The 23,535-nt window shown below is 62.9% G+C and carries 23 protein-coding genes and 2 tRNA genes; 18 read left to right on the forward strand and 7 right to left on the reverse strand.

Features of this window, described 5'->3' with window-relative positions:
* Nucleotides 1-183 precede the first annotated feature (183 nt).
* From pstC to A9Z00_RS15195, 10 genes are all read left to right on the forward strand, one after another.
* Nucleotides 184-1,047, forward strand: a complete 864-nt coding sequence (gene pstC, locus A9Z00_RS15150) for a phosphate ABC transporter permease subunit PstC (RefSeq protein WP_296979238.1) — start codon at nt 184-186, stop codon at nt 1,045-1,047.
* 2 nt (nt 1,048-1,049) lie between these two features.
* On the forward strand, nt 1,050-1,925 hold the full coding sequence (gene pstA / locus A9Z00_RS15155; protein ID WP_296979195.1) for a phosphate ABC transporter permease PstA: 876 nt from the start codon (nt 1,050-1,052) through the stop codon (nt 1,923-1,925).
* 70 nt (nt 1,926-1,995) lie between these two features.
* Nucleotides 1,996-2,751: a phosphate ABC transporter ATP-binding protein PstB gene (gene pstB / locus A9Z00_RS15160; protein ID WP_296979240.1), complete on the forward strand. Its 756-nt coding sequence runs from the start codon at nt 1,996-1,998 to the stop codon at nt 2,749-2,751.
* 32 nt (nt 2,752-2,783) lie between these two features.
* Nucleotides 2,784-3,443 (forward strand): phosphate signaling complex protein PhoU, encoded by a 660-nt coding sequence (phoU, locus tag A9Z00_RS15165; RefSeq protein WP_296979197.1) that lies wholly within the window; start codon nt 2,784-2,786, stop codon nt 3,441-3,443.
* A gap of 68 nt (nt 3,444-3,511) precedes the next feature.
* Nucleotides 3,512-3,802 carry a hypothetical protein gene (locus A9Z00_RS15170; RefSeq protein WP_296979199.1) on the forward strand — a complete coding sequence of 97 codons (291 nt, stop codon included), beginning with the start codon at nt 3,512-3,514 and terminating at the stop codon, nt 3,800-3,802.
* A gap of 66 nt (nt 3,803-3,868) precedes the next feature.
* Nucleotides 3,869-6,544, forward strand: coding sequence for a DNA polymerase I (polA, locus tag A9Z00_RS15175; RefSeq protein WP_296979201.1), 2,676 nt, complete (start codon nt 3,869-3,871; stop codon nt 6,542-6,544).
* 30 nt (nt 6,545-6,574) lie between these two features.
* Complete coding sequence (gene mutM, locus A9Z00_RS15180) at nt 6,575-7,471, forward strand: DNA-formamidopyrimidine glycosylase (RefSeq protein WP_296979203.1); 897 nt, start codon at nt 6,575-6,577, stop codon at nt 7,469-7,471.
* A gap of 81 nt (nt 7,472-7,552) precedes the next feature.
* On the forward strand, nt 7,553-8,236 hold the full coding sequence (ytaF, locus tag A9Z00_RS15185; RefSeq protein WP_296979204.1) for a sporulation membrane protein YtaF: 684 nt from the start codon (nt 7,553-7,555) through the stop codon (nt 8,234-8,236).
* Between the two features lie 13 nt (nt 8,237-8,249).
* Entirely contained in the window at nt 8,250-8,858 is a 609-nt protein-coding gene (gene coaE, locus A9Z00_RS15190) for a dephospho-CoA kinase (protein WP_296979207.1), read from the forward strand.
* On the forward strand, nt 8,855-9,430 hold the full coding sequence (locus A9Z00_RS15195; protein WP_296979209.1) for a lytic transglycosylase domain-containing protein: 576 nt from the start codon (nt 8,855-8,857) through the stop codon (nt 9,428-9,430). Before coaE ends, A9Z00_RS15195 begins: the two co-directional genes overlap by 4 nt.
* A 111-nt stretch (nt 9,431-9,541) precedes the next feature.
* Here A9Z00_RS15195 and A9Z00_RS15200 read toward each other — a convergent pair whose 3' ends face one another.
* The gene (locus tag A9Z00_RS15200; protein ID WP_296979210.1) at nt 9,542-9,763 is read right to left on the reverse strand and encodes an alpha/beta-type small acid-soluble spore protein; all 222 of its coding nucleotides are present in this window, start codon (nt 9,761-9,763) and stop codon (nt 9,542-9,544) included.
* Nucleotides 9,764-9,893: 130 nt separating this feature from the next.
* Here A9Z00_RS15200 and nrdR point away from each other — a divergent pair, with 130 nt between their 5' ends.
* From nrdR to A9Z00_RS15215, 3 genes are all read left to right on the forward strand, one after another.
* Nucleotides 9,894-10,373, forward strand: a complete 480-nt coding sequence (gene nrdR / locus A9Z00_RS15205) for a transcriptional regulator NrdR (protein WP_296979213.1) — start codon at nt 9,894-9,896, stop codon at nt 10,371-10,373.
* 74 nt (nt 10,374-10,447) lie between these two features.
* A tRNA-Ala gene (locus A9Z00_RS15210) sits at nt 10,448-10,523 on the forward strand.
* 259 nt (nt 10,524-10,782) lie between these two features.
* Nucleotides 10,783-10,858: transfer RNA gene (locus tag A9Z00_RS15215), tRNA-Lys, on the forward strand.
* 594 nt (nt 10,859-11,452) lie between these two features.
* Here A9Z00_RS15215 and A9Z00_RS15220 read toward each other — a convergent pair.
* Together A9Z00_RS15220 and A9Z00_RS15225 are read right to left on the reverse strand one after the other, a co-directional pair.
* Nucleotides 11,453-13,441, reverse strand: coding sequence for a glycoside hydrolase family 15 protein (locus A9Z00_RS15220; RefSeq protein ID WP_296979215.1), 1,989 nt, complete (start codon nt 13,439-13,441; stop codon nt 11,453-11,455).
* A gap of 47 nt (nt 13,442-13,488) precedes the next feature.
* A complete protein-coding gene (locus A9Z00_RS15225) occupies nt 13,489-14,502 on the reverse strand; it encodes a LacI family DNA-binding transcriptional regulator (protein WP_296979217.1) in 1,014 nt (337 codons plus the stop codon).
* A gap of 572 nt (nt 14,503-15,074) precedes the next feature.
* Here A9Z00_RS15225 and A9Z00_RS15230 point away from each other — a divergent pair.
* From A9Z00_RS15230 to A9Z00_RS15250, 5 genes are all read left to right on the forward strand, one after another.
* Nucleotides 15,075-16,424 carry an extracellular solute-binding protein gene (locus A9Z00_RS15230; RefSeq protein ID WP_296979219.1) on the forward strand — a complete coding sequence of 450 codons (1,350 nt, stop codon included), beginning with the start codon at nt 15,075-15,077 and terminating at the stop codon, nt 16,422-16,424.
* A gap of 152 nt (nt 16,425-16,576) precedes the next feature.
* A complete protein-coding gene (locus A9Z00_RS15235) occupies nt 16,577-17,917 on the forward strand; it encodes a sugar ABC transporter permease (RefSeq protein ID WP_296979220.1) in 1,341 nt (446 codons plus the stop codon).
* 30 nt (nt 17,918-17,947) lie between these two features.
* Nucleotides 17,948-18,790, forward strand: a complete 843-nt coding sequence (locus A9Z00_RS15240) for a sugar ABC transporter permease (RefSeq protein WP_296979242.1) — start codon at nt 17,948-17,950, stop codon at nt 18,788-18,790.
* A complete protein-coding gene (locus A9Z00_RS15245; protein WP_296979222.1) occupies nt 18,787-20,322 on the forward strand; it encodes an alpha-amylase family glycosyl hydrolase in 1,536 nt (511 codons plus the stop codon). The genes A9Z00_RS15240 and A9Z00_RS15245 overlap by 4 nt, the downstream gene beginning before the upstream one ends.
* Nucleotides 20,323-20,605: 283 nt before the next feature.
* Nucleotides 20,606-21,766 carry a copper amine oxidase N-terminal domain-containing protein gene (locus tag A9Z00_RS15250; RefSeq protein ID WP_296979224.1) on the forward strand — a complete coding sequence of 387 codons (1,161 nt, stop codon included), beginning with the start codon at nt 20,606-20,608 and terminating at the stop codon, nt 21,764-21,766.
* Nucleotides 21,767-21,867: 101 nt separating this feature from the next.
* On the opposite strand, the gene A9Z00_RS15255 is transcribed toward A9Z00_RS15250, so the two are convergent.
* The 4 genes from A9Z00_RS15255 to A9Z00_RS15270 form a co-directional block, all read right to left on the reverse strand.
* Nucleotides 21,868-22,134 carry a helix-turn-helix domain-containing protein gene (locus tag A9Z00_RS15255; protein WP_296979244.1) on the reverse strand — a complete coding sequence of 89 codons (267 nt, stop codon included), beginning with the start codon at nt 22,132-22,134 and terminating at the stop codon, nt 21,868-21,870.
* A gap of 29 nt (nt 22,135-22,163) precedes the next feature.
* Nucleotides 22,164-22,334, reverse strand: coding sequence for a YvrJ family protein (locus A9Z00_RS15260; RefSeq protein WP_296979225.1), 171 nt, complete (start codon nt 22,332-22,334; stop codon nt 22,164-22,166).
* Nucleotides 22,335-22,685, reverse strand: coding sequence for a hypothetical protein (locus A9Z00_RS15265; protein WP_296979227.1), 351 nt, complete (start codon nt 22,683-22,685; stop codon nt 22,335-22,337).
* A gap of 143 nt (nt 22,686-22,828) precedes the next feature.
* A partial coding sequence (locus A9Z00_RS15270; protein WP_483316330.1) for a transposase family protein occupies nt 22,829-23,535 on the reverse strand: 707 nt, incomplete at its 5' end.

Genomic DNA, 23,535 nt, shown 5'->3' on the forward strand with positions numbered 1-23,535 from the left:
CGTGATGCCGCGCGGCGGCATCGCCTTTTTTCCTCACAGGTTAAGGAATCGTAAAGACGGAGGGTTCGCTGCATGAACGTCGAACGTCTGCGGACCGGGCAGGCCGTCGGGGCGACGGGCCCCAAGCCGAAACGGGCCCGCGCCGCCGGCGCCCGGGCATTCCGGAACGGGCGCCGATCGGTCATGAACCGGCTGATGCCCGTGCTGCTCGGGCTGTGCGCTTCGGTCTCGATCATCACGAGCGTCGGCATTGTCTATACGCTGGTGTCGGAGACGATCTTTTTCTTCCGTGACGTTCCGATTGTCGAATTTCTGACCGGCACGCGGTGGTCGCCGCTCTTCGAGCCGAAGTCGTTCGGCATACTGCCGCTGCTCGCCGGCACGCTGCTCATCACGGTCATCGCCTGCGCCGTCGCGATGCCGGTCGGGCTTGCGAGCGCGATCTATCTCAGCGAATACGCGCCGCGCCGGATGCGGAACGTCGTGAAGCCGATTCTCGAGGTGCTCGCGGGCGTTCCGACGATCGTCTACGGTTATTTTGCCCTGAGTTTCATGACGCCGATCGTGCGGGCGATTTTTCCGGAGACCGGCATCTTCAACGCGCTGAGCGCCGGCATCGTCGTCGGCATCATGATCATTCCGATGGTGACGTCGCTCAGCGAGGACGCGATGAACGCCGTGCCGAAGAGCCTGCGCGACGGCGCGTACGCGCTTGGCGCCACGCGGTTCGAATCGGCGCTCAAGATCGTGCTGCCCGCGGCGCTGTCGGGCATCGTCGCCTCGTTCGTGCTCGCGTTCTCGCGGGCGGTCGGCGAGACGATGATCGTCACCGTGGCGGCCGGCGCGACGCCGAATCTGACGGTGAATCCCCTCGAGAGCATCCAGACGATGACGGCCTACATCGTGCAGGTCAGCCTCGGCGACACGCAGCGCGGCTCGATCGAGTACGGCAGCATCTTCGCGGTCGGGACGGCGCTGTTCGTCATCACGCTCCTGCTGAACCTGCTGGCGCAGTACGTGGCCGGGAAATTCCGGGAGGAATATTGACCATGGACCTTCTGCGCAGTGCGAACCGGGAGCAAATCGCCCGCCGCCGGAAGATCGATTTTTGCCTTCATCTGTTATTCGCCGCGGCGACGTCGGTCGGCGTCGTCGCGCTGTGCGCGCTGCTGATCGACATCCTGATCGACGGGATCGGGCGCCTGAGGCCCGAGCTGTTCGAACATTTCCCGTCCCGCCGCGCGGACCGCGCCGGCATGAAATCCGCGATCGTCGGCTCGATGTACATGCTGGGCATCATGCTGCCGATCAGCTTCATGTTGGGCGTCGGCGCCGCGATATGGCTCGAGGAATACGCGGGCCGCGGCCGCCTCACCCGGCTGATCCGGCTCAACATCCGCACGCTGGCCGGCGTTCCGTCGATCGTCTACGGCATTCTGGGGCTCACCCTGTTCGTTCGCATGCTCATGCTGCAGCGCAGCCTGCTTGCCGGCGCGTTCACGATGACGATCCTCGTGCTGCCGATCATCATCGTCGCCGCGCAAGAGGCGCTGCGCGCCGTGCCGAAGTCGCGCCGCGAAGCGGCCTACGCCCTCGGCGCGAACAAGTGGCAGACCGTGTCGCGCGCGGTGCTGCCGTCGGCGCTGCCCGGGATCCTGACGGGCGTCATCCTCGCGATGTCGCGCGCGATCGGCGAGACCGCGCCGCTCATCATGATCGGCGCGCTCACCTACGTCGCGTTCCTGCCGAAGAGCGTACTGGACCCGTTCACCGTCATGCCGATCCAGATATTCAACTGGATGTCGCGCCCGCAGCCCGAATTCCACGAGCTGGCCGCCGCCGGCATCCTCGTGCTGCTCGCGCTGCTCCTGCTCATGAATTTCGCGGCGATTCTGCTGCGCAACAAGTACTCGAAGCAAATCTGACGATCCGGAGGAATGCCCCATGTCCATGACGATGACCGACGGCTTTGCCGGCCGCGCGCAGCTCCGACCGATGCGAACGCTCATCGAGATTGAACGGCTCAATCTGTACTACGGCGACTTCCACGCGCTGAAGAACGTGACGCTCGACATCCCGGAGCGGGCCGTCACCGCCTTCATCGGACCGTCCGGCTGCGGCAAGTCGTCGCTGCTCCGCTCGCTCAACCGGATGAACGACCTCATCCCGGGCGCGCGGGTCGAAGGGCGGATCCGGATCGACGGGTTGGACATCTACTCGCCGGAGGTCGACGTCGAGACGCTGCGCAAGAAGGTCGGAATGGTGTTCCAGCAGCCGAATCCTTTTCCGAAATCGATTTACGACAACGTCGCCTTCGGTCCGCGGCTGCACGGCATCCGGAAGAAGAGCCGGCTCGACGAGATCGTGGAGGCGAGCCTCAAGGCCGCCGCGCTGTGGGACGAGGTGAAGGATCATCTGAAGCGCTCCGCGCTCAGCCTCTCGGGCGGCCAGCAGCAACGGCTCTGCATCGCCCGGGCGCTTGCGGTCGAGCCGGACATCCTGCTCATGGACGAGGCGACGTCCGCGCTCGACCCGATCTCGACGCTGAAGATCGAGGAGCTGGTGCAGCAGCTGAAGGAGCGCTACACGATCGTGATGGTGACGCACAACATGCACCAGGCGGCGCGCGTCTCGGACCGGACCGTGTTCTTCCTGAACGGCGAGGTCGTCGAAAGCGCGGACACGGAGAAGCTGTTCTCGAATCCGTCCGACAGGCGGACGGAGGACTACATCAGCGGCCGGTTCGGATGACGGATCATCCGGCGGAAAGGAGTGGAACGCGCATGATCAGGCGGGTCGGTTTTGATGAAGGCCTGGAAGAACTGAAGGAGCTGCTGCTCGAAATGGGCGAACGCGTCGAGCGGGCGATCGAAGCGGCGATGCGGGCGCTGCAGACGCTCGACGGCGAGGCCGCGCGACGGGTGATCGCGGAGGATCCCGGGCTCAACCGGCTGGAGGAGCGGGTCGCCGAGCTCGGCACGCGGCTGATCGCGACGCAGCAGCCGGTCGCGAAGGATTTGCGGCGCATCCTCGTCGCGTTCCGCATCTCGAACGATCTGGAGCGGATGGGGGATCTCGCGGTCGACATCGCGAAGGCCGCGCTGCGCCTCGAAGGACAGGAGCTGATCAAGCCGCTCGTCGATCTGCCGAAGATGGCGGAGCTCGTGCAGACGATGACGCGGGAATCGATCCGTTCGTTTCTGCACGAGAACGTCGATCTCGCGTACAAAATGGCCCGCGACGACGATGCGGTCGACGCGATCTACGGCAACGTGCTGCGGGAGCTGTTCGCGCTCCGGCCGGCCGATGCGCAGGATTCGACGCAGGCGATGCTGCTCAGTTTCGTCGGCCGCTATCTCGAGCGAATCGCCGACCACGCGACGAACATCGGCGAGGCGGTCGTCTATCTGGTGACGAACCGCAGGCCGGATTTGAACCGGTGAATGCCCGGGCTGCAACGGTACAACGTACCGTTCGAAGCGCAAGGGACGCATGCCGCCGCGTTCCAACGGTGTACGCCGCCCATTTCGACCGCCCGACGCCGATGAAGGAAGGGGACAAGGGCCTCAGGGTGTGGCTGCGGGGGTTCGCGGATTTCTTTTTCGACGGGCTGACCGACGGGGAAAAAGTAACCGCGATCGCGGCCGGCGAATCCGAAACGCGCGACTCCCTGTTCACGGACGGGGCCTGGCACATCGACTACAAACGGCTGCGCATTCTGGCCGTAAAGCCAATGGAAGCACAACGCAGAATATCGCGGATCGTCGCCGCTTCCGAATTCGGAGGCGGCGTTTTTGCCTGAAAGCGGGCGACGGACGGGCGAATGTGTTATAGTAGTCGGTAGACGGTTCATAGCGAGGTGCGGCCAGTGGACAAATGGGTCCTGATTGACGGCAGCAGCATCGCGTTCCGCGCGTTCTTCGCCATGCCGACGCTGACGAACGCCGCCGGCATGCACACGAACGCCGTGTACGGGTTCGCGACGATGCTGCTCAAGCTGATTGAAGAAGAGAAGCCGACGCACATGCTCGTCGCGTTCGACGCGGGCAAGGTGACGTTCCGGCACGAAGGATACGAGGATTACAAGGGCGGGCGCGAGAAGACGCCGCCGGAGCTGAGCGAGCAGTTCCCGCTCATCAAGGAGCTTCTGGACGCGCTCGGCGTCGCGCATTACGAGCTCGAACATTACGAGGCCGATGACATCATCGGCACGCTGTCGCGGATCGCCGAGGAGGCCGGCAGGGAGACGCTGATCGTCACGGGCGACAAGGACATGCTGCAGCTCGTCTCGGACCGCGTGACGGTGGCGATCACCCGCAAGGGGATCAGCGAGGTGGAGCGGTACACGCCGGACAAGGTCCGGGAAAAATACGGGCTGGAACCGCGGCAGATCATCGATCTGAAGGGGCTGATGGGCGACCCGTCGGACAACCTTCCCGGCATTCCGGGCGTCGGCGAAAAGACGGCGCTCAAGCTGCTGCGCGAGTACGGTTCGGTCGAGAACGTGCTCGCGAACGCCGCGAACCTGAAGGGCAAGATGCGCGAGAACGTCGAGCGGCACCGGGAAGACGCGCTGTTGAGCAAGAAGCTCGCGACGATCTTCCGCGAGGTGCCGCTGGACCGCGGCGAAGCGGAGATCGCGTTCAACGGATGGGACCGGCACAAGCTGGCCGCCGTGATGAAGAAGCTCGGCTTCCGCTCGCTGATGGAGCGGCTTGGCCTGAACGACGCCGGAGCGGAGCCGGCGGACGGGGCCGCCGGGGCGGAACAGGCGGAGCCGGTCGAGCTGCGGATCGTGCGGCATACGCCGGCTACGGCCGGCGAGCTGGACGCGGATGCGCTCCGGCGGGCCGAGTCGGTCCTGATCGAGACGGCCGGCGAGAATCCGCACCAGGCGGCGCTGCTCGGCGTCGCGATCGCGATCGGCGACGCCGTGCACGTCCTCGATCCCGATGCGCTGCGGTCGCCCGGCGCTTCCGCCGTACGGGAATGGCTGGCCGATCCGGAGCGGCCGAAGACCGGCTATGATCTGCACAAGGCCGCGCTCGTCCTCGGCTGGGACGGGATGGAGCTGGACGGCTACGGCTTCGACGTGCTGCTGGCCGCCTATCTGCTCGATCCGACCGGAGGCGGCGACGACATCAGCAGCCTCGCGGCGAAATACGGGCTGCCGCCGGTCCGGTCGGATGACGACGTATACGGCAAGGGCGCGAAGTTCGCGGTGCCGGACGCGGAGACGCTGGCCGGACACCTCGCGCGGAAGTGCGACACGATCCGGCGGATCGCGCCGCTGCAGCAGCGGGAGCTCGAGCGGCTCGGCATGCGCCGGCTCTACCATGAGCTCGAGCAGCCGCTCTCGCGTGTGCTGTGCGGCATGGAGCGGCAGGGCGTCGCGGTCGACGCGGACGAGCTCGAGGCGATCGGCCGCGAGCTCGAGCGCCAGATCGCCGATCTGATCTCGGCGATCTACCGGCTCGCCGGCACCGAGTTCAACCTGAACTCGCCGAAGCAGCTCGGCGAGATCCTGTTCGAGAAGCTCGGGCTGCCCGCCCGGAAGAAGACGAAGACGGGCTATTCGACGGACGCCGAGGTATTGGAGGAGCTGGAGCCGTACCACGAGATCGTCGGCCTCATCCTCAAATACCGGCTGCTCTCGAAGCTGCAGTCAACCTACATCGAGGGGCTGCTCAAGGAAATCCGCCGCGAGACGGGCAAGGTCCACACGTACTACCGGCAGACGATCGCCGCGACCGGAAGGCTTTCGAGCCAGTTCCCGAACCTGCAGAACATCCCGATCCGGATCGAGGAGGGCCGGCGCATCCGCAAGGCGTTCGTGCCGTCCGAGCCGGGCTGGTACATCCTCGCCGCCGACTACTCGCAGATCGAGCTTCGGGTGCTCGCCCACATTTCCGGCGACGAGCGGCTGAAGGAGGCGTTCCGCTCCGGCATGGACATCCACACGAAGACGGCGATGGACGTGTTCGGCGTGCCGGCGGATCAGGTGGACGCGAACATGCGCCGGCAGGCGAAGGCCGTCAACTTCGGGATCGTCTACGGCATCAGCGACTACGGGCTCGCGACGAACCTGAAAATCCCGCGCAAACAGGCGGCGGCGTTCATCGAGCAGTATTTCGCGGTGTTCCGGGGCGTGCGCCGTTACATGGACGACATCGTCGAGCAGGCGCGCCGGGACGGCTACGTGACGACGCTGCTCGGACGTCGGCGGTATCTGCCGGAGATCAACGCGTCGAACTACAATCTCCGCTCCTTCGCGGAACGTACCGCGATGAACACGCCGATCCAGGGCACGGCCGCGGACATCATCAAGCTCGCGATGGTAAGGATGGACGAGGAGTTGAGGGCCCGCGGGCTGCGCAGCCGGATGCTGCTGCAGGTGCACGACGAGCTCGTGTTCGAGGTGCCGGAGGACGAGCTCGAGACGATGAAGGAGCTCGTGCCGCACGTGATGGAGAACGCGATCGCGCTGGACGTGCCGCTCAAAGCGGATGTGAGTTATGGAAAAAATTGGTACGAAGCGAAATGAAACGGCCGCCGGAGGAGAGGGGGAGACGACATGCCGGAACTGCCTGAAGTCGAGACCGTGGCGCGCACGCTGAACGAACTCGTCGCCGGCAAGACGATCCGCGCCGTGACGGTGCGGCTTCCCCGCATCATCCGCCGGCCGGAGGAGCCGGAGGCGTTCGCCGCGGCGCTCGAGGGACGGACGATCCGGAGCATCCACCGGCGCGGGAAGTTCCTGCGGTTCGTGCTGGACGACCTCGTGCTCGTCTCGCATCTGCGCATGGAGGGGCGGTACGGCGTCTGCCCCTCGGACGAGCCGGTCGAGAAGCACACCCACGTGCTGTTCCATCTGACGGACGGCACGGATCTCCGCTACCGGGATGTCCGCCAGTTCGGCACGATGCACCTGTTCCGGCCGGGAGAGGAGTTCGAACAGCCGCCGCTGAGCAGGCTGGGGATCGAGCCGCTGGAGGACGATTTCACCGCGGAGGCGCTGCGCCGGCTGCTCGGCCATCGCAAGGCGCCGATCAAGCCGCTGCTGCTGAACCAGGCCTATGTCGCGGGGCTCGGCAATATTTATGTGGATGAGTCGCTGCACCGGGCGGGCATCCATCCGGAGCGGCCGGCGTCGTCGCTTCGCCCGGCCGAGTGGACGCGGCTTCACGAAGCGATCCGCGCGACGCTGCGGGAGGCGGTGGATGCGGGCGGCTCGTCGGTGAGATCCTATGTGAACGGCCAGGGAGAGATGGGGATGTTCCAGCTCCGCCTGCACGTGTACGGCCGGGAGGGCGAGCCGTGCCGGACCTGCGGGACAGCGATCGTGAAGACGGTGCTCGGCGGGCGCGGCACCCATGTCTGTCCGGTCTGCCAGCCGTACCGAAAAGCCCGCGCGCGAAGTCCCAGGGGCAAGGCGCCCGCCGCGATCCCGCGGCGGATATCCCCCACGTAATCACCCCGGTTCCATCCCCGCATATGATGGCATAGTCATCTTTGGGCGGCCCTCGGGGGCCCGTGCGGGGAGGGGCGTTCCATGTTCGCAACGGGCGCGTCGCTGGCGCTGCTCGCGCTGGCGGTCAGTCTCGACGGATTCGGCGTCGGCGCATCCTACGGCATTCGCGGCATCCGGATTCCGGTCCCGTCCGTCCTCATCATCGCGGCCTGCTCCGGAGCCGCCGTCTGGCTCGCGATGACGGCCGGCGGCTGGCTGACAGGCTTTCTGCCGCCGACGGTCGCGCAAGCGGCGGGCGCCGTGCTGCTGATCGCGGTCGGTCTGTGGGCGCTCGCGCAGCTGCGGCGCGGCGACGACGGCGGGGACGGATGCGAAGCGGACGGGAGGGAGCCGGCGGACGAAGGGGCCGGGGAAGCGACCCTCGCGCGCATCGAGCTGCGCCGGCTCGGCCTGGTTATCTGTATTCTGCGCGCGCCGCATGCGGCCGATACGGACCGGTCGGGCACGATCTCCGCGTCGGAGGCGGTGCCGCTCGGCTTCGCGCTGTCGCTCGATGCGCTCGGCGCGGGGATCGGGGCGGCGATGGTCGGCTATCCCGCGCTTCCGGCATCCGTGCTGATCGCCGCGGCGAGCGGCACCTTTCTGCTGGCGGGACTGAAGTTCGGCCGGAAGTTCGCGCTCCGGTTCGGCGGCGCGAAGGCCGTGTCCGTCCTGCCCGGACTCATTCTGATCGTGACGGGCATCGCCCGACTGATTGACATGTGATGAGGTGACGGTATTGATCATCGGATTGACCGGCGGCATCGCGTGCGGCAAGAGCACGGTTGCCGCCATGCTGGCGGAACGCGGCGCCTTCGTCGTCGACGCCGACCGGATCGCCCGCGAAGTCGTCATGCCGGGCGAGCCGGCGCTGGCCGAAATCGCCGTCGTCTTCGGACAAGCCGTCATCCGCGATGACGGCACGCTGGACCGGCGGAAGCTGGGCGAGATCGTGTTTGCCGATCCGGAGAAGCGGAAGCGGCTGGAGGCGATCACCCATCCGGCCATCCGCGAGCGCATGTGGTCGCGCATCCGGCGGGTCAAGGCGGACGAGCCCGGCCGGATCGTCGTCGCGGACGTTCCGCTGCTGTACGAGACCGGCCAGCAGGGACTGTACGACGGCGTGGTGGTCGTCTACGCGCCGCGCGAGGTGCAAATCAGGCGGCTGATGGCGCGGAATCCGGAGTTGACCGAAGCGCAGGCCCTGGAGCGCATCAACGCCCAGATGGACATCGAACGCAAGAAGGAACTCGCGGACTGGATCATCGACAACGGCGGAAGTCTCGAATCGACCGGGCGGCAGGTGGAAGCGCTCTGGCGCGAGCTGGCGGGAAATCGGAAGCCATGAGGCGGCGCGGAAGCAAGAGGCGCGGATGGCTGCTGGCGGGATTATTGCTGCTCGCGGCGATCCTGTATGCCGAACAGAGCCCCTGGGTGAAGCAGCGCCTGTATCCGGTCGCCTACCGGGACGACATCCGGGCGAGTGCGCTGGTCCACGGCGTCGAGCCGCATCTCGTCGCGGCCGTCATCCGCGTCGAATCGAACTTCAGGACCGGAAGGGTGTCGTCCAAAGGCGCGCTCGGCATCATGCAGATCATGCCGGATACGGCGGAATGGATCGCGCGGCGGGCGGGCTACGAAGGCGTGACGCCGGACAACATCCGGGACCGCGCGGACGTCGGCATCGAGCTGGGCACCTGGTATCTGGCCTCGCTGCTCCGGCAGTTCGACGGCAACACGGCAGCCGCCGTCGCCGCCTACAACGCGGGCCCCGGAAACGTGCGCGCGTGGCTCGCGGAAGGCGTCTGGGACGGACGACTCGAAACGAGCGACGACATTCCGTTCGGCGAGACGCGGCGGTATGTACAACGCGTTCATTACTTTTATAATAAATACAAATCGATCTATCCGGAGTGGTGACGGATCCGGCCGCTTTCGCGCCCAATGAAAAAGGCCGGATGCCCGCCGCCCTTACGGCGGAAGCACCTGGCCCGACGATAAAGCCTCATTTGCCGCGATGGATCGGTTTCGTTACCTGTACTGACCCGCCAGCGTTTGTTCGGCGATTTGCACCAGCTTCCGCGTGATGTAACCGCCGATGGAGCCGGCTTCACGCGTCGTGATGTTGCCGTAGTACCCGTCCTGCGGGAGGGCAATGCCCAGCTCCTGGGCAACCTCATACTTCATCTGGTCCAGTGCGGCATTCGCTTGCGGCACGACCAGTTGATTGCTGTTGCGGTTTGCGCCCGGCATCTTCGCTCACCTCCCTTGCGTGTGGTACCTGTATTATGTGCGATTCGACGCGCATCATGACGGTTCGGCGCTGGTGAATTGTTCCCATGCCTGCCCGATGATCCCGCCACGTCTGGAGGTTGCGTAACCGATGAAATGTCCGTATTGCGAACATCCCGGCACGAAGGTGCTCGATTCGCGGCCGGCCAACGAGAACAAATCGATTCGCCGCCGCCGCGAATGCGAGCGGTGCTTCCGCCGCTTCACGACGTTCGAGACGGTCGAGGAGACGCCCCTTTTCGTCATCAAGAAGGACGGCCGGCGCGAGGAGTTCAGCCGCGACAAGATTCTGCGCGGTCTGCTCAAGGCCTGCGAGAAGCGGCCCGTCCCGGTCGAGCGGCTCGAGGTGCTCGTATCCGAGGTCGAAAAGGAAATCCGCGCGACGGCGAAGGCCGAGGTCGAGAGCCGCGAGATCGGCGAACTCGTCATGGAGCTGCTCTATCCAGTCGACGAGGTGGCGTACGTCCGGTTCGCGTCCGTCTACCGGCAGTTCAAGGACATCAACATGTTCATGCGCGAGCTGACCAATCTGCTCGAAAAACATGCGATGGAAAACAAGTCAGATGGTTGACAGGCGGGCCGGACTCGTGCTATATTATCTTCCGTTGCCGCATTTGATTCCATGCGCGGCCGATCGAACGACTCGGGCCTTTAGCTCAGCTGGGAGAGCGCTTCGCTGGCAGCGAAGAGGTCGGCGGTTCGAGCCCGCTAAGGTCCACCATACCGATGAACGAGGCAGCCCCTCCGGGGCTGTTTTTCCTTGGCCTTGCGCAGACCGGTCTTGCCGGGCATGTCCACGAGCGGTTCCGGCATCCCGAGCGGCGGCACCTGCCGTCTGCCGCTTGCATGCAGTCGAACCGGATTCGACGCGTCCGGCAGACGGCGGACGGCGAAACGAATTCAGGAGGCTTCGCATCTGGCAAAATTTTTTTGCGCAAAGATGTTGACACGGACTTGTCGAACGTGATATCATCTGCGTTGGGTTCTTAGCTCAGTTGGTAGAGCAGGTGACTCTTAATCATCAGGTCCAGGGTTCGAGTCCCTGAGAACCCACCATTACCCGAACATAACCGTCGGCTGTACGGCCGGCGGTTTTTCGTTTTTCCGGTGATGTTGCGGAAAACGAGGTCGGCCCGTCGCGGACGACGGTGTGGTGCTGCGGATCGGACGGCACGAGCGGTCGTTCGGCTGGGGATACATGAGTTCGGCAGGGGATACATGACGCCGCGGGGCATTGCGCCCGGCCTGCATCTGGCGGATTTCGACACGGACGGCGAAGAGGAACGGGCCGTCGTCCTGCATGTCGGATCGGGCACCGGCGTGTCCGTCGATGAACGGGCATGTCGTCGAATTCGATGCGTCGGGCCGGATGGAGGATTTGCGTCTTAGCAGAGGAAGACGATGCCGGCCCGTTGGAGGAACGGCTCCGGTTCCGGCCTCCTGCACCGGGATCCGCGACGGGCGCCCCTCTCCGTCCGTCCCATTCCCGGCTGAGGGCAGGATCGGCGCAAGAAAGCCCGGCCGCATCCCCCGTTCGGAGGAGACGGCCGGGCTTCTTCGTGCGCCCGCGGGCGTGAACTTCGTCTTGCCGGATTTGGATCATCGGGAAGGATTTTGGATCATCGGGAATCTGACCGTCGGGATTTTGCGTCAAGCATGGCTTCCGGCCCCGGCGCTCCGGCTGTCGGCGAGCATCCGGACAGCGAGGACGAACATCGCGTGCGACCAGGTGAGCGGCACGACCCATGCCGCCTGGCCGCTGTCCTTGTCGATCTGCTCGGGCAGCAGGCCGAAGGACGTCTGATGGTCGATCGCCCATTCGATCAGCCGCTCGGCTTCTTCCGTTCGTCCCTGGGCGATCCGGAACTGCGCCAGCCACAGCGTGGTCAGCATCCACGGGTTGCCGCCGATGTACCGGTCGTCCTCGTAGCGCTTGATGCCGCCGACGTCGGGAACCCACAGTAGCTCCTGCACCCGGTCGGCCGTCTTCGCCATCCGCTCGTCGTCCGGGTCGAGCGCCGCAAACGGAATCGCAAGGCCCAGGAGGCTCGCGTCGACGACGGGATCGACGTCCAGCACATACTTCACATAGCCCTTCGCCGTCCGCTGCACCGTGCCGCCGGCACCCGCCCGGACGGCCTCGCGGTACCGTTCTTCCGGCACGGTCAGGCGGATCGAGCGGTAATGGCATTCCCGCGACCCGTCCCACAGGCGGGCGGAGATGCTTTCCCGCACGCGTTGCGCCGCTTCGCGCCACACGTCGGCCCGATCCCGGCGTCCCCGCGCTTCCGCGATGCGCGCGGCCGCTTCGAGGCCGCCGTAAACGGCCGCCGAGGAATAGGCGTGCTGCGCGACCCGTTCTTCCCACAGGTCATGGGTCGGCTTCGGCAGGCCGTTGTCGTCCAGCATGCGGACCAGGAAATCGGCGCCCGCTTCGACCGCACGCCATACCTCGTCGCTCAGCACCCACTCGCTGCCGGTCAGTTCGCGGTGGCGCCACAAGCCCCAGAGGATCGAGGCGCCCTCGTCGATCTGCAGCCCCCATGACGGCGCGAGCGTTCCGTCATGATAGTGCCGCTGCTGCCAGGCGCCCGAGCGGTCCTGCGCGGCGAGCGCCCAGCGGAAAAATTTCTCCGACAGTTCGCCGAGCCCGGCGAGATCGAAGGCGCTGGCGATGAACGCGGCGTCCCGGCCCCAGCAGTAGCCGTATCCGCCCGAGCGGGCGTATGATTCGTCCATCTCCGGCGCGGCGATGACGGCGCCGGACAGCTCGTCGCTCATCAGCTTCATGACGAGCAGCGAGCGCTCGTACAGGCTGCGGATCCGGTCGTCGGCGATCGGGCACGGACGGGCCGCGCGGAGCCATTCCCGCCACCAGGCGGCGGTCCGGTCGTGCAGTCCGGCGAACGTGGCGGCGCGCAGCTCCGCAATTTTGTCCAGCGCCGGTTCGATCCGGTCCGATGCGGCCAGGTACAGCGTGAGCTCGACGGCATCGCCGGGTGCGACGTTCGGGAATGCCCAGGCCAGCGCGCCGCCGGCGCCGAGCTGCGCTTCCTGGCCCTCCAGACGGCCGGATTCCGCCTGCTCGCGGGTAAGGCCCGCGTGGAATCCGGTGCAGCTCCGGTCCGCCGAGATCGCGAAGACGCGTGCCCCCCGGTAATGGACGAGCGCGTCCGCCGGTTCGTCGAAGAGCACCGCCTGATGATGCGGCGTCTCGCCGATCCAGAAGGAGGAATAATGGATGAATTCCAGGCGCAACGCCCGGCTGCCGTTGTTCACGATCCGGTAATGACGGACGAGACCGTCGGCGTCCGCCGCAACGAAGTGCGTCGACCGGATCACAACCGGGCATTCGGGATGGGAGGCTTCGACGTGCACGATGTTGGTGCCCGACTCGTAGCCGCCCTCGAACCGCCAGCCGTCCTCCTCGCTGTCGAACCACAGCGTCCGGCCGCCGTCCACCCGGATGCCGGTCCGCCATTCGTCCAGATGCTGCGGAGTGTCGATGTGCGGCCACCACAGGCGATACATGCGCCCGCCGGCGCCGAGGGCGGCCAGCATCCGGGAATTGCCGATGACCGCGTCGATGAGATGCGGTTTCCTGGACAAGTCGATGGATTGCCGTTCAGTCTGCTGCAACCGTGTCAACTCCTTGCGTGTGATGATGGCTTCCGATAAAGGCAGGTTCATTTGACGGAGGAACCGCGGACGACCAGGCGATGCGGAATGAGGATTCTGTTCTGGTGCAACGGCTCCTTGGCGATCACCTTGATCAGCGTCTGCGCCGTCATGTATCCGATCTGGTACGCGCCGATGTCCACGCTCGTCAGCGGCGGCGACGTGTGTTCGGACATCGGGAGGTTGTTGAAGCCGACCAGGCAGATGTCCTGCGGCACGGAATAGCCGAGTTCGTTCAGCCCGTGCATCACGCCGTAGGCGACGATGTCGTCGATCACGACCAACGCGGTCGGCCGCTCGGGCAGGCTCATCAGCACCGACATCGCGCGGTAACCGGTCTCCTGCAGAAATTCGCCTTCGACGATCCAGTCCTCCGACACTTCCAGCCCCGCTTCCTGCAAGGCCTTCCGGTATCCCGCAAGCCGGTCCTGCGAGACGGTGAGCTCCCGCGGGCCGCTGACGAAGCCGATCCGCACGTGTCCCTGGTTGATCAGATGGCGGGTGGCGTCACAGGCCGCCTGCACGTTGTCGTTGTCGACCGTCGGCACGTCCGGGAAGTCCTGCGAACGGCCGATGATGACGAACGGGAACCGGGATTCGTTGAGGAAAGCGATCAACGGGTCCTTCATCTTCGACGAGAGGAGGATGACCCCGTCAACCCTGCGGCCGCGCACCAGCCGCTTGACGGTCTCGAGCTCGTCGGACTCGCTGGTGCCGGAAGCGATAAGGATATCATAGTCCGAACGGTTGGCCTGCGCGAGGAGGCCGCGCAACACTTCATGGAAGAAATAGTTCTGGAACAGCTCTTCCGCCGGGCGCGGAAGGATGACGCCCAATATACGGGTGGCTTTCGAGACGAGCCCCTTCGCCAGGCTGTTCGGATGATAGCCGAGCTCTTCCATGACGCGGGTCACGCGCTCGACCGTCTCCTTGCTGATCCGCGGATGCTTCGAGATGACGCGCGATACGGTTGAAGGCGACACACCTGCCTTCTTCGCGACGTCCTTGATGGTGACGGACATGTCGATTTCCCTCCGTGCAATCGTTACCACAACGAATGTTATCAACAATACTACAGGAAAACCCTTAGATTGTAAAGATTCGATCGGGAGAATCGGGAAAACGCCGGAAAGCCCGGCGGTTTCGGTGTCCGTAACAACCGAAAACAGGCGAAAAAGACACGTAACCGGAGAATTCGAAAGAAAAAGCCGATGGTTTCCGGCGTAATCGTCGATAACGACCGACAATGGAAGGTGCAAACGATTTACTAATTTATCCCCATCCATTATGATATCGGTAAGCAATAAAGCGCTTACTTGAGCGAAGGGAGTCGCGGTCATCGGTTGAAAAAGCGATTGCTTCCGCCTGATGATCGCCTTTTTTCGCGAATTTTGTACAAACGTTTGCTCAACGTGCGGGGCAAAGCGCCTGAATGTCGAAAAGGGGGGGTTCGGCAACTCAAGCCAGGACTGGAAAGCGGAACGCGGGAGAATGGCTGATCGGCCGATTCGAGACACCGCATTCATTTGCACAAAGTTTGCACGCATCACATGCTTCGGAAACCGAATCCAACGGAAAGGGGATCTCTACCGGGATGGACACGAGAAACAAAAAATGGACAGCGATGATCATCGCGCTGGTGCTCATGCTGGTGCTGGCCGCCTGCGGCGGCGGAAAAAGCGGCAATTCGGGCGATAACGGCTCCGGCAACGCTTCCGCGCCGAGCGGGCAGAACAGTGGCAATGCCGGCGGGAATGAATCCGGCGGCGACGCGGACGCATCGGTTGAACCGCAAATCGAGGAAGGCGCGCAGCTCCTGGTGTGGGACAACGCCGATGCCGAACTGGAATGGGCGCAATATGTGGCGGAAGAGTTCACGAAGCGCTACGGCGTTCCGGTCACGGTCGAAAACGTCAACCATACGGACGCGCCCGGCAAGCTGCAGACGGACGGCCCGGCCGGCCTCGGTGCGGACGTTTTCCTTGCCCCCCACGACCATACGGGGAACATGGCGGCCGCCGGCCTGATCCTGGAAAACTTCTACGGCGAAGCGATCATGAACGAGCACATTGAAGCGGCCATTGCCGGCGGCTCCTACGACGGCAAGCTGTACGGCTATCCGATCGCGGTCGAAACGTACGGCCTGTTCTACAACAAGGACCTGACCGACAAGGTGCCGGAAACGTGGGAAGAGCTGTTCGAACTGGCGAAGGCGTTCAACGATCCGGCGAACCAGAAGTACGGTTTCATGTACGAGGTCGGCAACTTCTACTATGACTTCGCGTTCATCGGCGGCTACGGCGGCTACGTGTTCGGCAACGGCAACACGGACCCGCACGATCTCGGCCTGAATTCGGAAGCCGCGGTGAAGGCGGCGCAGTTCGTCAAGCGGATCCACGACGAGATCCTGCCGATCAAGAAGGAAGACATCACGTACGACATCAAGGATTCGCTGTTCAAGGAAGGCAAGATTCTGTTCCAAATCAACGGTCCGTGGGCTGCTGAGGGCTACCGCGACGCCGGCGTGAACTTCGGTGTCGCGCCGCTGCCGAAGCTGGACAACGGCGAACGTCCGACGAGCTTCTCCGGCATCAAGTCCTACTACGTCAACGCGTACACGAAGTATCCGGAAGCGGCTTCGCTCTTCGCGAAGTTCGCCGCAAGCAGGGAAATGCAGCTGAAGCGGTTTGAAATCACCGGCCAGGTGCCGACCCACAAGAGCCTCACCGAGGATCCGGCGATCAAGGGCGATCCGGTCGTATCCGGCATTCTGGAGCAGGCGCAATACGCGATCCCGATGCCGAACATTCCGGAAATGCAGACGGTCTGGGGTCCGATGGCATCCGCGTTCTCGCTCATCTGGAACGAGAACATCGATCCGAAGCAGGCGCTCGACGACGCGACGAAGCAAATCGAAGACGCCATCCAGCTGATGCAGCAATAACGGCGGTCTGTATTCGCGGAGGGAACCGTGTCCGATGCGGCGCGCATCGGACACGGGTTCCTTTTTCCAATCGCGCACAGGACCGACTTCCCGCTTCTTGAGCAAAACGGTTTCGATCGCCCGGCGGGCGGCGGCAGCCGTTTTGCCCAAACATGCGAACCGTACGGGTGGTGGTAAATCTGAACGGCAAGGTACATGCGCGCACCGGCGCGTTGCTGTCGCTGCTCTTCATGGGCCTGGGACAGATCTACAACCGGCAGTTCGTGAAGGGGATCCTCTACGCGCTGCTCGAGCTTTATGTGCTGATCTTCTGGACGAAGCCGTTCCTCGAAGCGATGCACGGCCTGATCACGCTGGGCGAAACGCCGCAGCAGCGCAACGCCCGCGGCGCCATCGTCGTCCAGGGGGATCACTCGATCATCCTGATGATCACGGGGATCATCTTCTTCCTGCTGCTCGTCATCTTCCTCGCGGTCTACGCGATCAACGTGCGGGACGCCTGGAAGGTCGGCAAGGGGAGGGACGAGGGACGGAAGCCCCGCAACTTCGCGCAATCCGTCGCGCACGCCTGGGAGCAGGGGTTCGCATACATTCTGCTGACGCCGGCATTCGTGTTCGTGCTCTTCACGATCGTCCTGCCGCTCATCTTCGGCATCCTGATCGCGTTCACGAACTATTCGGGTCCGAACCATCTGCCGCCGAAGAATCTCGTCGACTGGGTCGGATTCGAGACGTTCACGAGCCTGATCCGGTTCAGGGCATGGAGCAACACCTTCGTCGGGGTGCTCATCTGGACGATCGTCTGGGCGACGCTGGCGACATTCACCACGTATTTTGTCGGACTCTTCTATGCGCTGCTGCTCAACCACCGGGCGGTCAAATTCAAGAAATTCTGGCGCACCCTGTTCATCCTGCCCTGGGCGGTTCCGGGCATCATCTCGCTGCTCATCTTCCGCAACCTGTTCAACGGCGAGTTCGGGCCGATCAACCAGTATCTGAAGCTGATGGGGCTGGCGCCGATCCCGTGGTTCTCGGATCCGTTCTGGGCGAAGTTCGCGATCGTCATGGTGAACCTCTGGTTCGGGTTCCCGTACTGGATGGCGCTTATGTCCGGCGTGTTGACGAACATCGACCGGGAACTGTACGAAGCGGCCGAGATCGACGGCGCGAACGGATTCCAGCGGTTCCGGAGCATCACGCTGCCGCTCATCCTGTTCTCGACATCGCCGCTGCTCATCATGAGCTTCGCGCACAACTTCAACAACTTCAACATGATCTATCTGTTCACGTCCGGCGGTCCCGCCAACCCTTCCTACAGCTACGCGGGTTCGACCGACATCCTGATCTCGTGGATCTACAAGCTCACGCTCGAGCAGAACAAGTTCAACATGGCGTCCGTCGTGTCGATCTTCATCTTCATCGTGGTGGCCTCGTTCTCGATCTGGAATTTCCGCAGGACGAGGGCGTTCAAAGAGGAGGACATGATCCAGTGATGAAGACGCCGGGAAAGGGAGGGAACGATGATGCAGGCAGGCTCCAGGCCGGGTGACAGACTTGCGGCCATCGTCATTTACCTGATCCTGATTCTGACGGCCATCGTCGTCATCTATCCGCTCTACTGGGTGGTGCTGGGCGCCCTGAACCCCGGTTCGTCGCTGTTCCGCACCTCGATCCTGCCGACGGGGCTGACGCTGGACCATTTCCGCGAACTGTTCACCGAGACGGACTATCTGCTCTGGTACCGGAACACGCTGTTCGTCGCGGTCATGAACATGATCCTGTCCACGGTGCTCGTCGTGACGGCCGCTTACGCGTTCTCGCAGTTCCGCTTCCCCGGCCGGCGGCAGACGCTGATGGCGATGCTCGTGCTGCAGATTTTCCCGAGCTTCATGGGGATGATCGCGATCTACATCCTGCTCCTGCAGCTCAATCTGCTGGACAATCTGTGGGGGCTCATCCTCGTGTACGCGGGCGGATCGATTCCGTACGGCGCGTGGCTCGTGAAAGGCTACTTCGATGCACAGCCCAGGAGCCTCGTGGAGGCGGCGAAAATCGACGGCGCCTCGAACTTCACCATCTTCCGCAAGGTGATGATGCCGCTGTCGGTGCCGATCCTCACGTTCGTCGCGGTCAACAATTTCATCGGGCCGTGGATGGACTTCATCTTCGCCCGGCTCGTGCTGCGGTCGAGCAGCAAGTACACGCTGGCGATCGGCCTGTTCAACATGGTCACCGGCCGTTCCAACACCGATTTCACGAAATTCGCGGCCGGCGCGCTGCTCGTGGCGATTCCCGTCACGCTGCTGTTCCTGCTTCTGCAGAAATATATCATTGAAGGCCTGAAGGCGGGAGCCAACAAGGGATGAGGAAACTCAGGCTGTTTGCGATCGTGTTCGCCGCCGCCGTCATCCTGTTCTCGAGCGCGGTGCTCTGGATCGGCATGCGGCAGCAGCAGCTGGACCGGGAGCGGATGGAGGCGGCGCGGGACCGGGATTCGAACGTGTTCTACGAGATCTTCGTCCGTGCGTTCCACGACAGCGACGGCGACGGCAAGGGCGATCTGAACGGCATTGTCGCCAAACTGGATTATCTGCGGGAGATGGGCGTGTCGGGCATCTGGATGACGCCGATCCATCCGTCGCCGAGCTACCACGGCTATGACGTGACGGACTATTACGCGATCCATCCGGACTTCGGCACGATGGAGGATTTCGAGCGGCTGATCGGAGAAGCGCACCGGCGGAACATCAAAATCATCATGGATCTCGTCGTCAACCATACGAGCAACAGGCATCCGTGGTTCGTCGAGGCGAGGTCGGGCGCGGACAATCCGAAGCGCGACTGGTACATCTGGGCGGACGAAGCGACGAACGTGAACGCGACCAGCGCGATCGGCGGCAAGGCGTGGCATTCGGTCAGCACCGGCAGGTATCTCGGCATCTTCGGGGAAGGCATGCCGGACTTGAACCTCGACAATCCGGAGGTGCGTGCGGAGTTCATCCGGATCGCCCGGTTCTGGCTGGAGAAGGGCGTGGACGGCTTCCGGCTCGACGCCGCGAAGCACGTGTACGAGGATCTGCAGGGCGACAACCGGAGGCCGGAAGTGGCGGAGAAGAATGTGGCCTGGTGGCGGGAATTCCGCGCCGCGCTGGAAGAAGTGAAGCCGGACGTCTATCTCGTCGGCGAGGTGTGGGACGCGCCCTCCGTCATCGGTCCGTATCTGGACGGGGCGTTCGATTCCGGGTTCAACTTCGAACTGGCCGGCAAGCTGATCCAGCTCGCGAAGTCGGAGCGGGCGACCGACATCGCCGCCGCCGTGCGCCGCATCCACGATTATTACGCCGAGGTGTCGGGCGGGCGGTTCATCGACGCGACGTTCCTGTCGAACCACGACCAGAACCGCGTCATGAGCCAGCTCGAAGGCAACGTCGACCATGCGAAGATGGCCGCGGCGCTGCTCCTTACGCTTCCCGGACGGGTTTTTCTCTACTACGGCGAAGAGATCGGGATGGAGGGCGTGAAGCCCGACGAGAATCTGCGCCGTCCGATGCCGTGGGATGAGGTCGATCGGCAGCACAACGAACCGGATTCGCTGCTCAACCATTACCGCAGGCTCGTCAACTGGCGGAAGCTGGAGCCGGCGCTCGCGTTCGGCACGGTCGAGTCGTACGCGACCGGCCATCGCAGCGTCGTCTCGTACATCCGCGAGCATGAGGGCGAACGGCTGCTCGTGCTGCACAACCTGTCCGGCGAGCCGCAGCAACTGGCCCTCGAGTCGAAAGCGGACATCGAGGCGGAGAAGCTGGCGGTGACGCTGGCGTCCGCGCCGGGCATCAAGTTCGAACGCGACGAAGTGTCGCTGCCGGCGTACAGCACGGCGGTATTGAAAGCGAAATAAGCGGGAAGGCTTGCAAGACGTCCTCGTCGGACGTCTTGTTTTTTTGGAGCTGGCCGGGAGTCCCCGCCCGTTACAGCAGGGAAACTTCCGGAGATTGACCCAACCCACGAGAAAGCAAGTTTTACAGAGAACCGTGCTTCTTTTTTGGCGAATTGGGCACGACGGAGGAGCGCCCGGGGGAGGGGGGTTGCGGAGGTGCCCCTCCTGCCCGATGCGGATGTTGCCGCAATTCCGATAATGTAAGATAATGCGAGAGAGGTGATATTGGTTGAAGCCGTTCCGAATGTTGCTGACAACGGCCGTCATGGCGGGCCTTTTGATAACGTCTCACGCTTACGCGTCCGCCGATGCCGGTTCGGCGGTGAACATCCGCCACGAATCCCGGTTATTTCCCAACTATCCGGAGACGACGAAAGAGGCGTTCATCGCGAACGGCCGAACCTGGCTGCCGGTCCGGGATGCAGCCGCCATGCTTCAGCTCAAGGTTCACTGGGACGACCGGCAGAAAACCGCAACCTTCATCCGGCCCGACAAGAAGCTTACGCTGGACGTCAAGAACGGCGTCATCCGCGCAAATGGAAGCACCCGGAAGCTGGATGATCCGGTCATCATCCGAAACGGGCGCATCTATGTGCCCGTCCGCTTCGTTGCGGAATGGTTCGACGGCGAGGCCGTGTGGGAAAAGGATACGAGAACCGTCGTGATCCGGGACCGTTTGCCCTTCATCTCGGCGTCGGCCGGCCAGGAGATGTATTGGTTTGATCATTCGAAGGGCAAGCTCTACCGCAGCGCCGGAACCGGAACGCCCGTCGAATTGGGAAGCTTCAAGGTGCCCGCCGGAAGCGGGAGGGAATCGACTTTCAGCAATCTGGATGTCGAGAAAATGACCGAATCCAACCGATTGCTGAACCTCTACCTGTCGGTGCACGGGGCGGGGGGCGGCCACTATGTCATTGTCCTGCATGGTCTGTTCCTCAAAGGTGATCAGATCCTGCATCATGCCGAACTGGAGTACAGCGAGATCTATCCGTTTAAGCATGCGGACCGGTATGACGGATATGCCGTATTGTCCGACGGCATTCATGTCCGCATCGTCAACGCCGAAGGGGAAATCGCAAAGGAATACGACCTCCGGGCCCTGACCGGCGTGGATGACCGACTGATGATCGAGAACGTGACGGATCGATACATGCTGGTCAGACCTTTCAAAACGCCGTATCTGATTCTGGTCGACCTGATCAAGCGGGAAAGCGTCAAGCTGTACCAGCTGTTCTATTCGGAAGAAGAACAGATCATCAGCGAAAACGTCGGATACGGCAGCTACGAGTTTCAGCACTATTTCGACCTGAGACTGGAAAAAGAAGAAGGCGACACCCTGTACTTCACGAGCCGGTCGATCGAAACCGGCGAAATCCGGACTTATGCGTATACCATCGGCCATTGACGCAATAAGGCGGAGCTCCGGGGACGTCCGGAGGAGTCCCGGGGTTCCGCGTAAACAACATCCGCCGGCTCAATCCGGCCGGCAGATTCCGCGCCGCGGGTTTATGGACAGGTTTCTTCCGGGGACGGGCAACGGATTTCAACCGCTTCCCGGACAAACTCACGGATGCATTTTCTGAACGAGGTGAAATCCGCCGGCACATTAATGTCGTAGGCGAGGATCACGCGGATCAGTTTTTCGACAATTTCCTGTTCCAGATCTTCCCGCTCCTGAAAAATCATTTTTCGCTTTACCTTTTTGATCAGCGGGTCGAACCGCCGGACGATTTCCATCAGGGCGTGTTGATCCCCGCTTTGGGCGGCTGCCACCAATACGCGGAGACTGTCCCTTCGTTCCTTCATTTTTGCTTGCCTCCTTCCCGGATAATTTGAGCCAGAGACTGGATCGATTGAGTCAAATGATCAATTCTTTTCTCGAATCGCATAAGCAGATAGCCTGTGACCACGATAGGAAAACCGAAATTTCCAATGGCCGTCATGACAAAGGATGACCATTCGGAGCTGTTCATCTATTTTGCCTCCCTTCTTTTGCGGAGTTGCAGATTGGCGCAATCGAAATGTCTTCTGAGATTGGATAGCGCCGCGTTCCTGGCTTTTGATACCGCTTGCGGCGTAACGGACATTTTCTCGGCGATCTCTTTGTCCAGGTAGCCCATGGCGTAGGAAAAGGTCAAAATGATCTTCTGGTTTTGCGTAAGTCCGGAAAACGCTTTGCAGATCGTCTCATTGGACAGCGAGTCCAGCATTTTTTGCGGATCCGGACGCAGGATCAGCCAGATCTCGTCGTCGTTTCGCGACACATATCGTTCGCCGATCGTTTCATCGTGATCTTCATGCGCCGGCATATCCAATATGGCCATGTTCCGCTCCGCTCTTCTTCTCTTTCTCTCGAAATCCATGTACGCAAATTTGATGGTTGAACTGAGATATTTGGTGAATCGCACTTCAAAACAGAAATGTCAAGCGTCTGTGAATATGTCAGGTTAACTGTTCTATGAAAATGTCAGGGATGATAGCTGATTAAACAGCCGCCGTCCTCTTGCAGACTAGCCGGATGCTGTGCTACGCTGTAACTGCTTGCTGGAGAATGTTTTCTCCAGGGATGGTTTGCAGCGGGCTTGCGGGGGGACGCAGGCGCCGCTTCTTTTTTGGCCGTTGTTGGCGCCGGGGTCTGTGTGGCCTGTGTCTCCACACAAGGCCAGGCCCGCCCTTGATCCCACAGCCACACTTGTCCATCCATGCCGACACGCACTTCGACGACGCTCTTCGCTTCCCAGCGCGGAACACCGGGGACGGGCTTTGGCATGTAGCATTTCCCTTTCCAGGAGAACGTCTGCCCGCCGCTGATTCGCCGGTATTGCCGCCGGGCGAAGATGTGCTCCAGGGGTGTTTCGGGCAGCGGACGGTAGGCCGGTTCGGCATTTTGTGGTGCGACAGCGAACTGGCGGTTGTGCTTGGCGATGAGTTCCGGTAACACGCGATTGGCTTCCTCCATCGTGCACACGTTGCGCAGCCTAAGTTCGATCACCAGGCGATCCTGAAAGGTTTGCCAGAGCCGTTCGATCCGTCCTTTGGCTTGGGGTGACAGCGCCTCGATATGGGTAATGCCCAGATCGGCGAGGGCCTGTCCGAAGGTGGAAAGCGACGGCGGCTCACCGGCCAATTCCTGCTCGAGGGTTGGCTTGCCCTTGGGCGGGGGGGATTTTGAGG

This window comes from Thermobacillus sp. ZCTH02-B1 (assembly GCF_002159085.1).
Taxonomy (GTDB): Bacteria; Bacillota; Bacilli; order Paenibacillales; family Paenibacillaceae; genus Thermobacillus.

What these genes read in the sequence shown, in the direction of transcription:
- pstC (WP_296979238.1), top strand. Translation starts at nt 184, where the DNA reads ATGAACCGGCTGATGCCCGTGCTGCTCGGGCTGTGCGCTTCGGTCTCG.
- pstA (WP_296979195.1), top strand. Translation starts at nt 1,050, where the DNA reads ATGGACCTTCTGCGCAGTGCGAACCGGGAGCAAATCGCCCGCCGCCGG.
- pstB (WP_296979240.1), top strand. Translation starts at nt 1,996, where the DNA reads ATGCGAACGCTCATCGAGATTGAACGGCTCAATCTGTACTACGGCGAC.
- phoU (WP_296979197.1), top strand. Translation starts at nt 2,784, where the DNA reads ATGATCAGGCGGGTCGGTTTTGATGAAGGCCTGGAAGAACTGAAGGAG.
- mutM (WP_296979203.1), top strand. Translation starts at nt 6,575, where the DNA reads ATGCCGGAACTGCCTGAAGTCGAGACCGTGGCGCGCACGCTGAACGAA.
- ytaF (WP_296979204.1), top strand. Translation starts at nt 7,553, where the DNA reads ATGTTCGCAACGGGCGCGTCGCTGGCGCTGCTCGCGCTGGCGGTCAGT.
- A9Z00_RS15195 (WP_296979209.1), top strand. Translation starts at nt 8,855, where the DNA reads ATGAGGCGGCGCGGAAGCAAGAGGCGCGGATGGCTGCTGGCGGGATTA.
- A9Z00_RS15200 (WP_296979210.1), bottom strand. Translation starts at nt 9,763, where the DNA reads ATGCCGGGCGCAAACCGCAACAGCAATCAACTGGTCGTGCCGCAAGCG.
- nrdR (WP_296979213.1), top strand. Translation starts at nt 9,894, where the DNA reads ATGAAATGTCCGTATTGCGAACATCCCGGCACGAAGGTGCTCGATTCG.
- A9Z00_RS15225 (WP_296979217.1), bottom strand. Translation starts at nt 14,502, where the DNA reads ATGTCCGTCACCATCAAGGACGTCGCGAAGAAGGCAGGTGTGTCGCCT.
- A9Z00_RS15230 (WP_296979219.1), top strand. Translation starts at nt 15,075, where the DNA reads ATGGACACGAGAAACAAAAAATGGACAGCGATGATCATCGCGCTGGTG.
- A9Z00_RS15235 (WP_296979220.1), top strand. Translation starts at nt 16,577, where the DNA reads ATGCGAACCGTACGGGTGGTGGTAAATCTGAACGGCAAGGTACATGCG.
- A9Z00_RS15240 (WP_296979242.1), top strand. Translation starts at nt 17,948, where the DNA reads ATGCAGGCAGGCTCCAGGCCGGGTGACAGACTTGCGGCCATCGTCATT.
- A9Z00_RS15245 (WP_296979222.1), top strand. Translation starts at nt 18,787, where the DNA reads ATGAGGAAACTCAGGCTGTTTGCGATCGTGTTCGCCGCCGCCGTCATC.
- A9Z00_RS15250 (WP_296979224.1), top strand. Translation starts at nt 20,606, where the DNA reads ATGTTGCTGACAACGGCCGTCATGGCGGGCCTTTTGATAACGTCTCAC.
- A9Z00_RS15260 (WP_296979225.1), bottom strand. Translation starts at nt 22,334, where the DNA reads ATGAACAGCTCCGAATGGTCATCCTTTGTCATGACGGCCATTGGAAAT.
- A9Z00_RS15265 (WP_296979227.1), bottom strand. Translation starts at nt 22,685, where the DNA reads ATGGCCATATTGGATATGCCGGCGCATGAAGATCACGATGAAACGATC.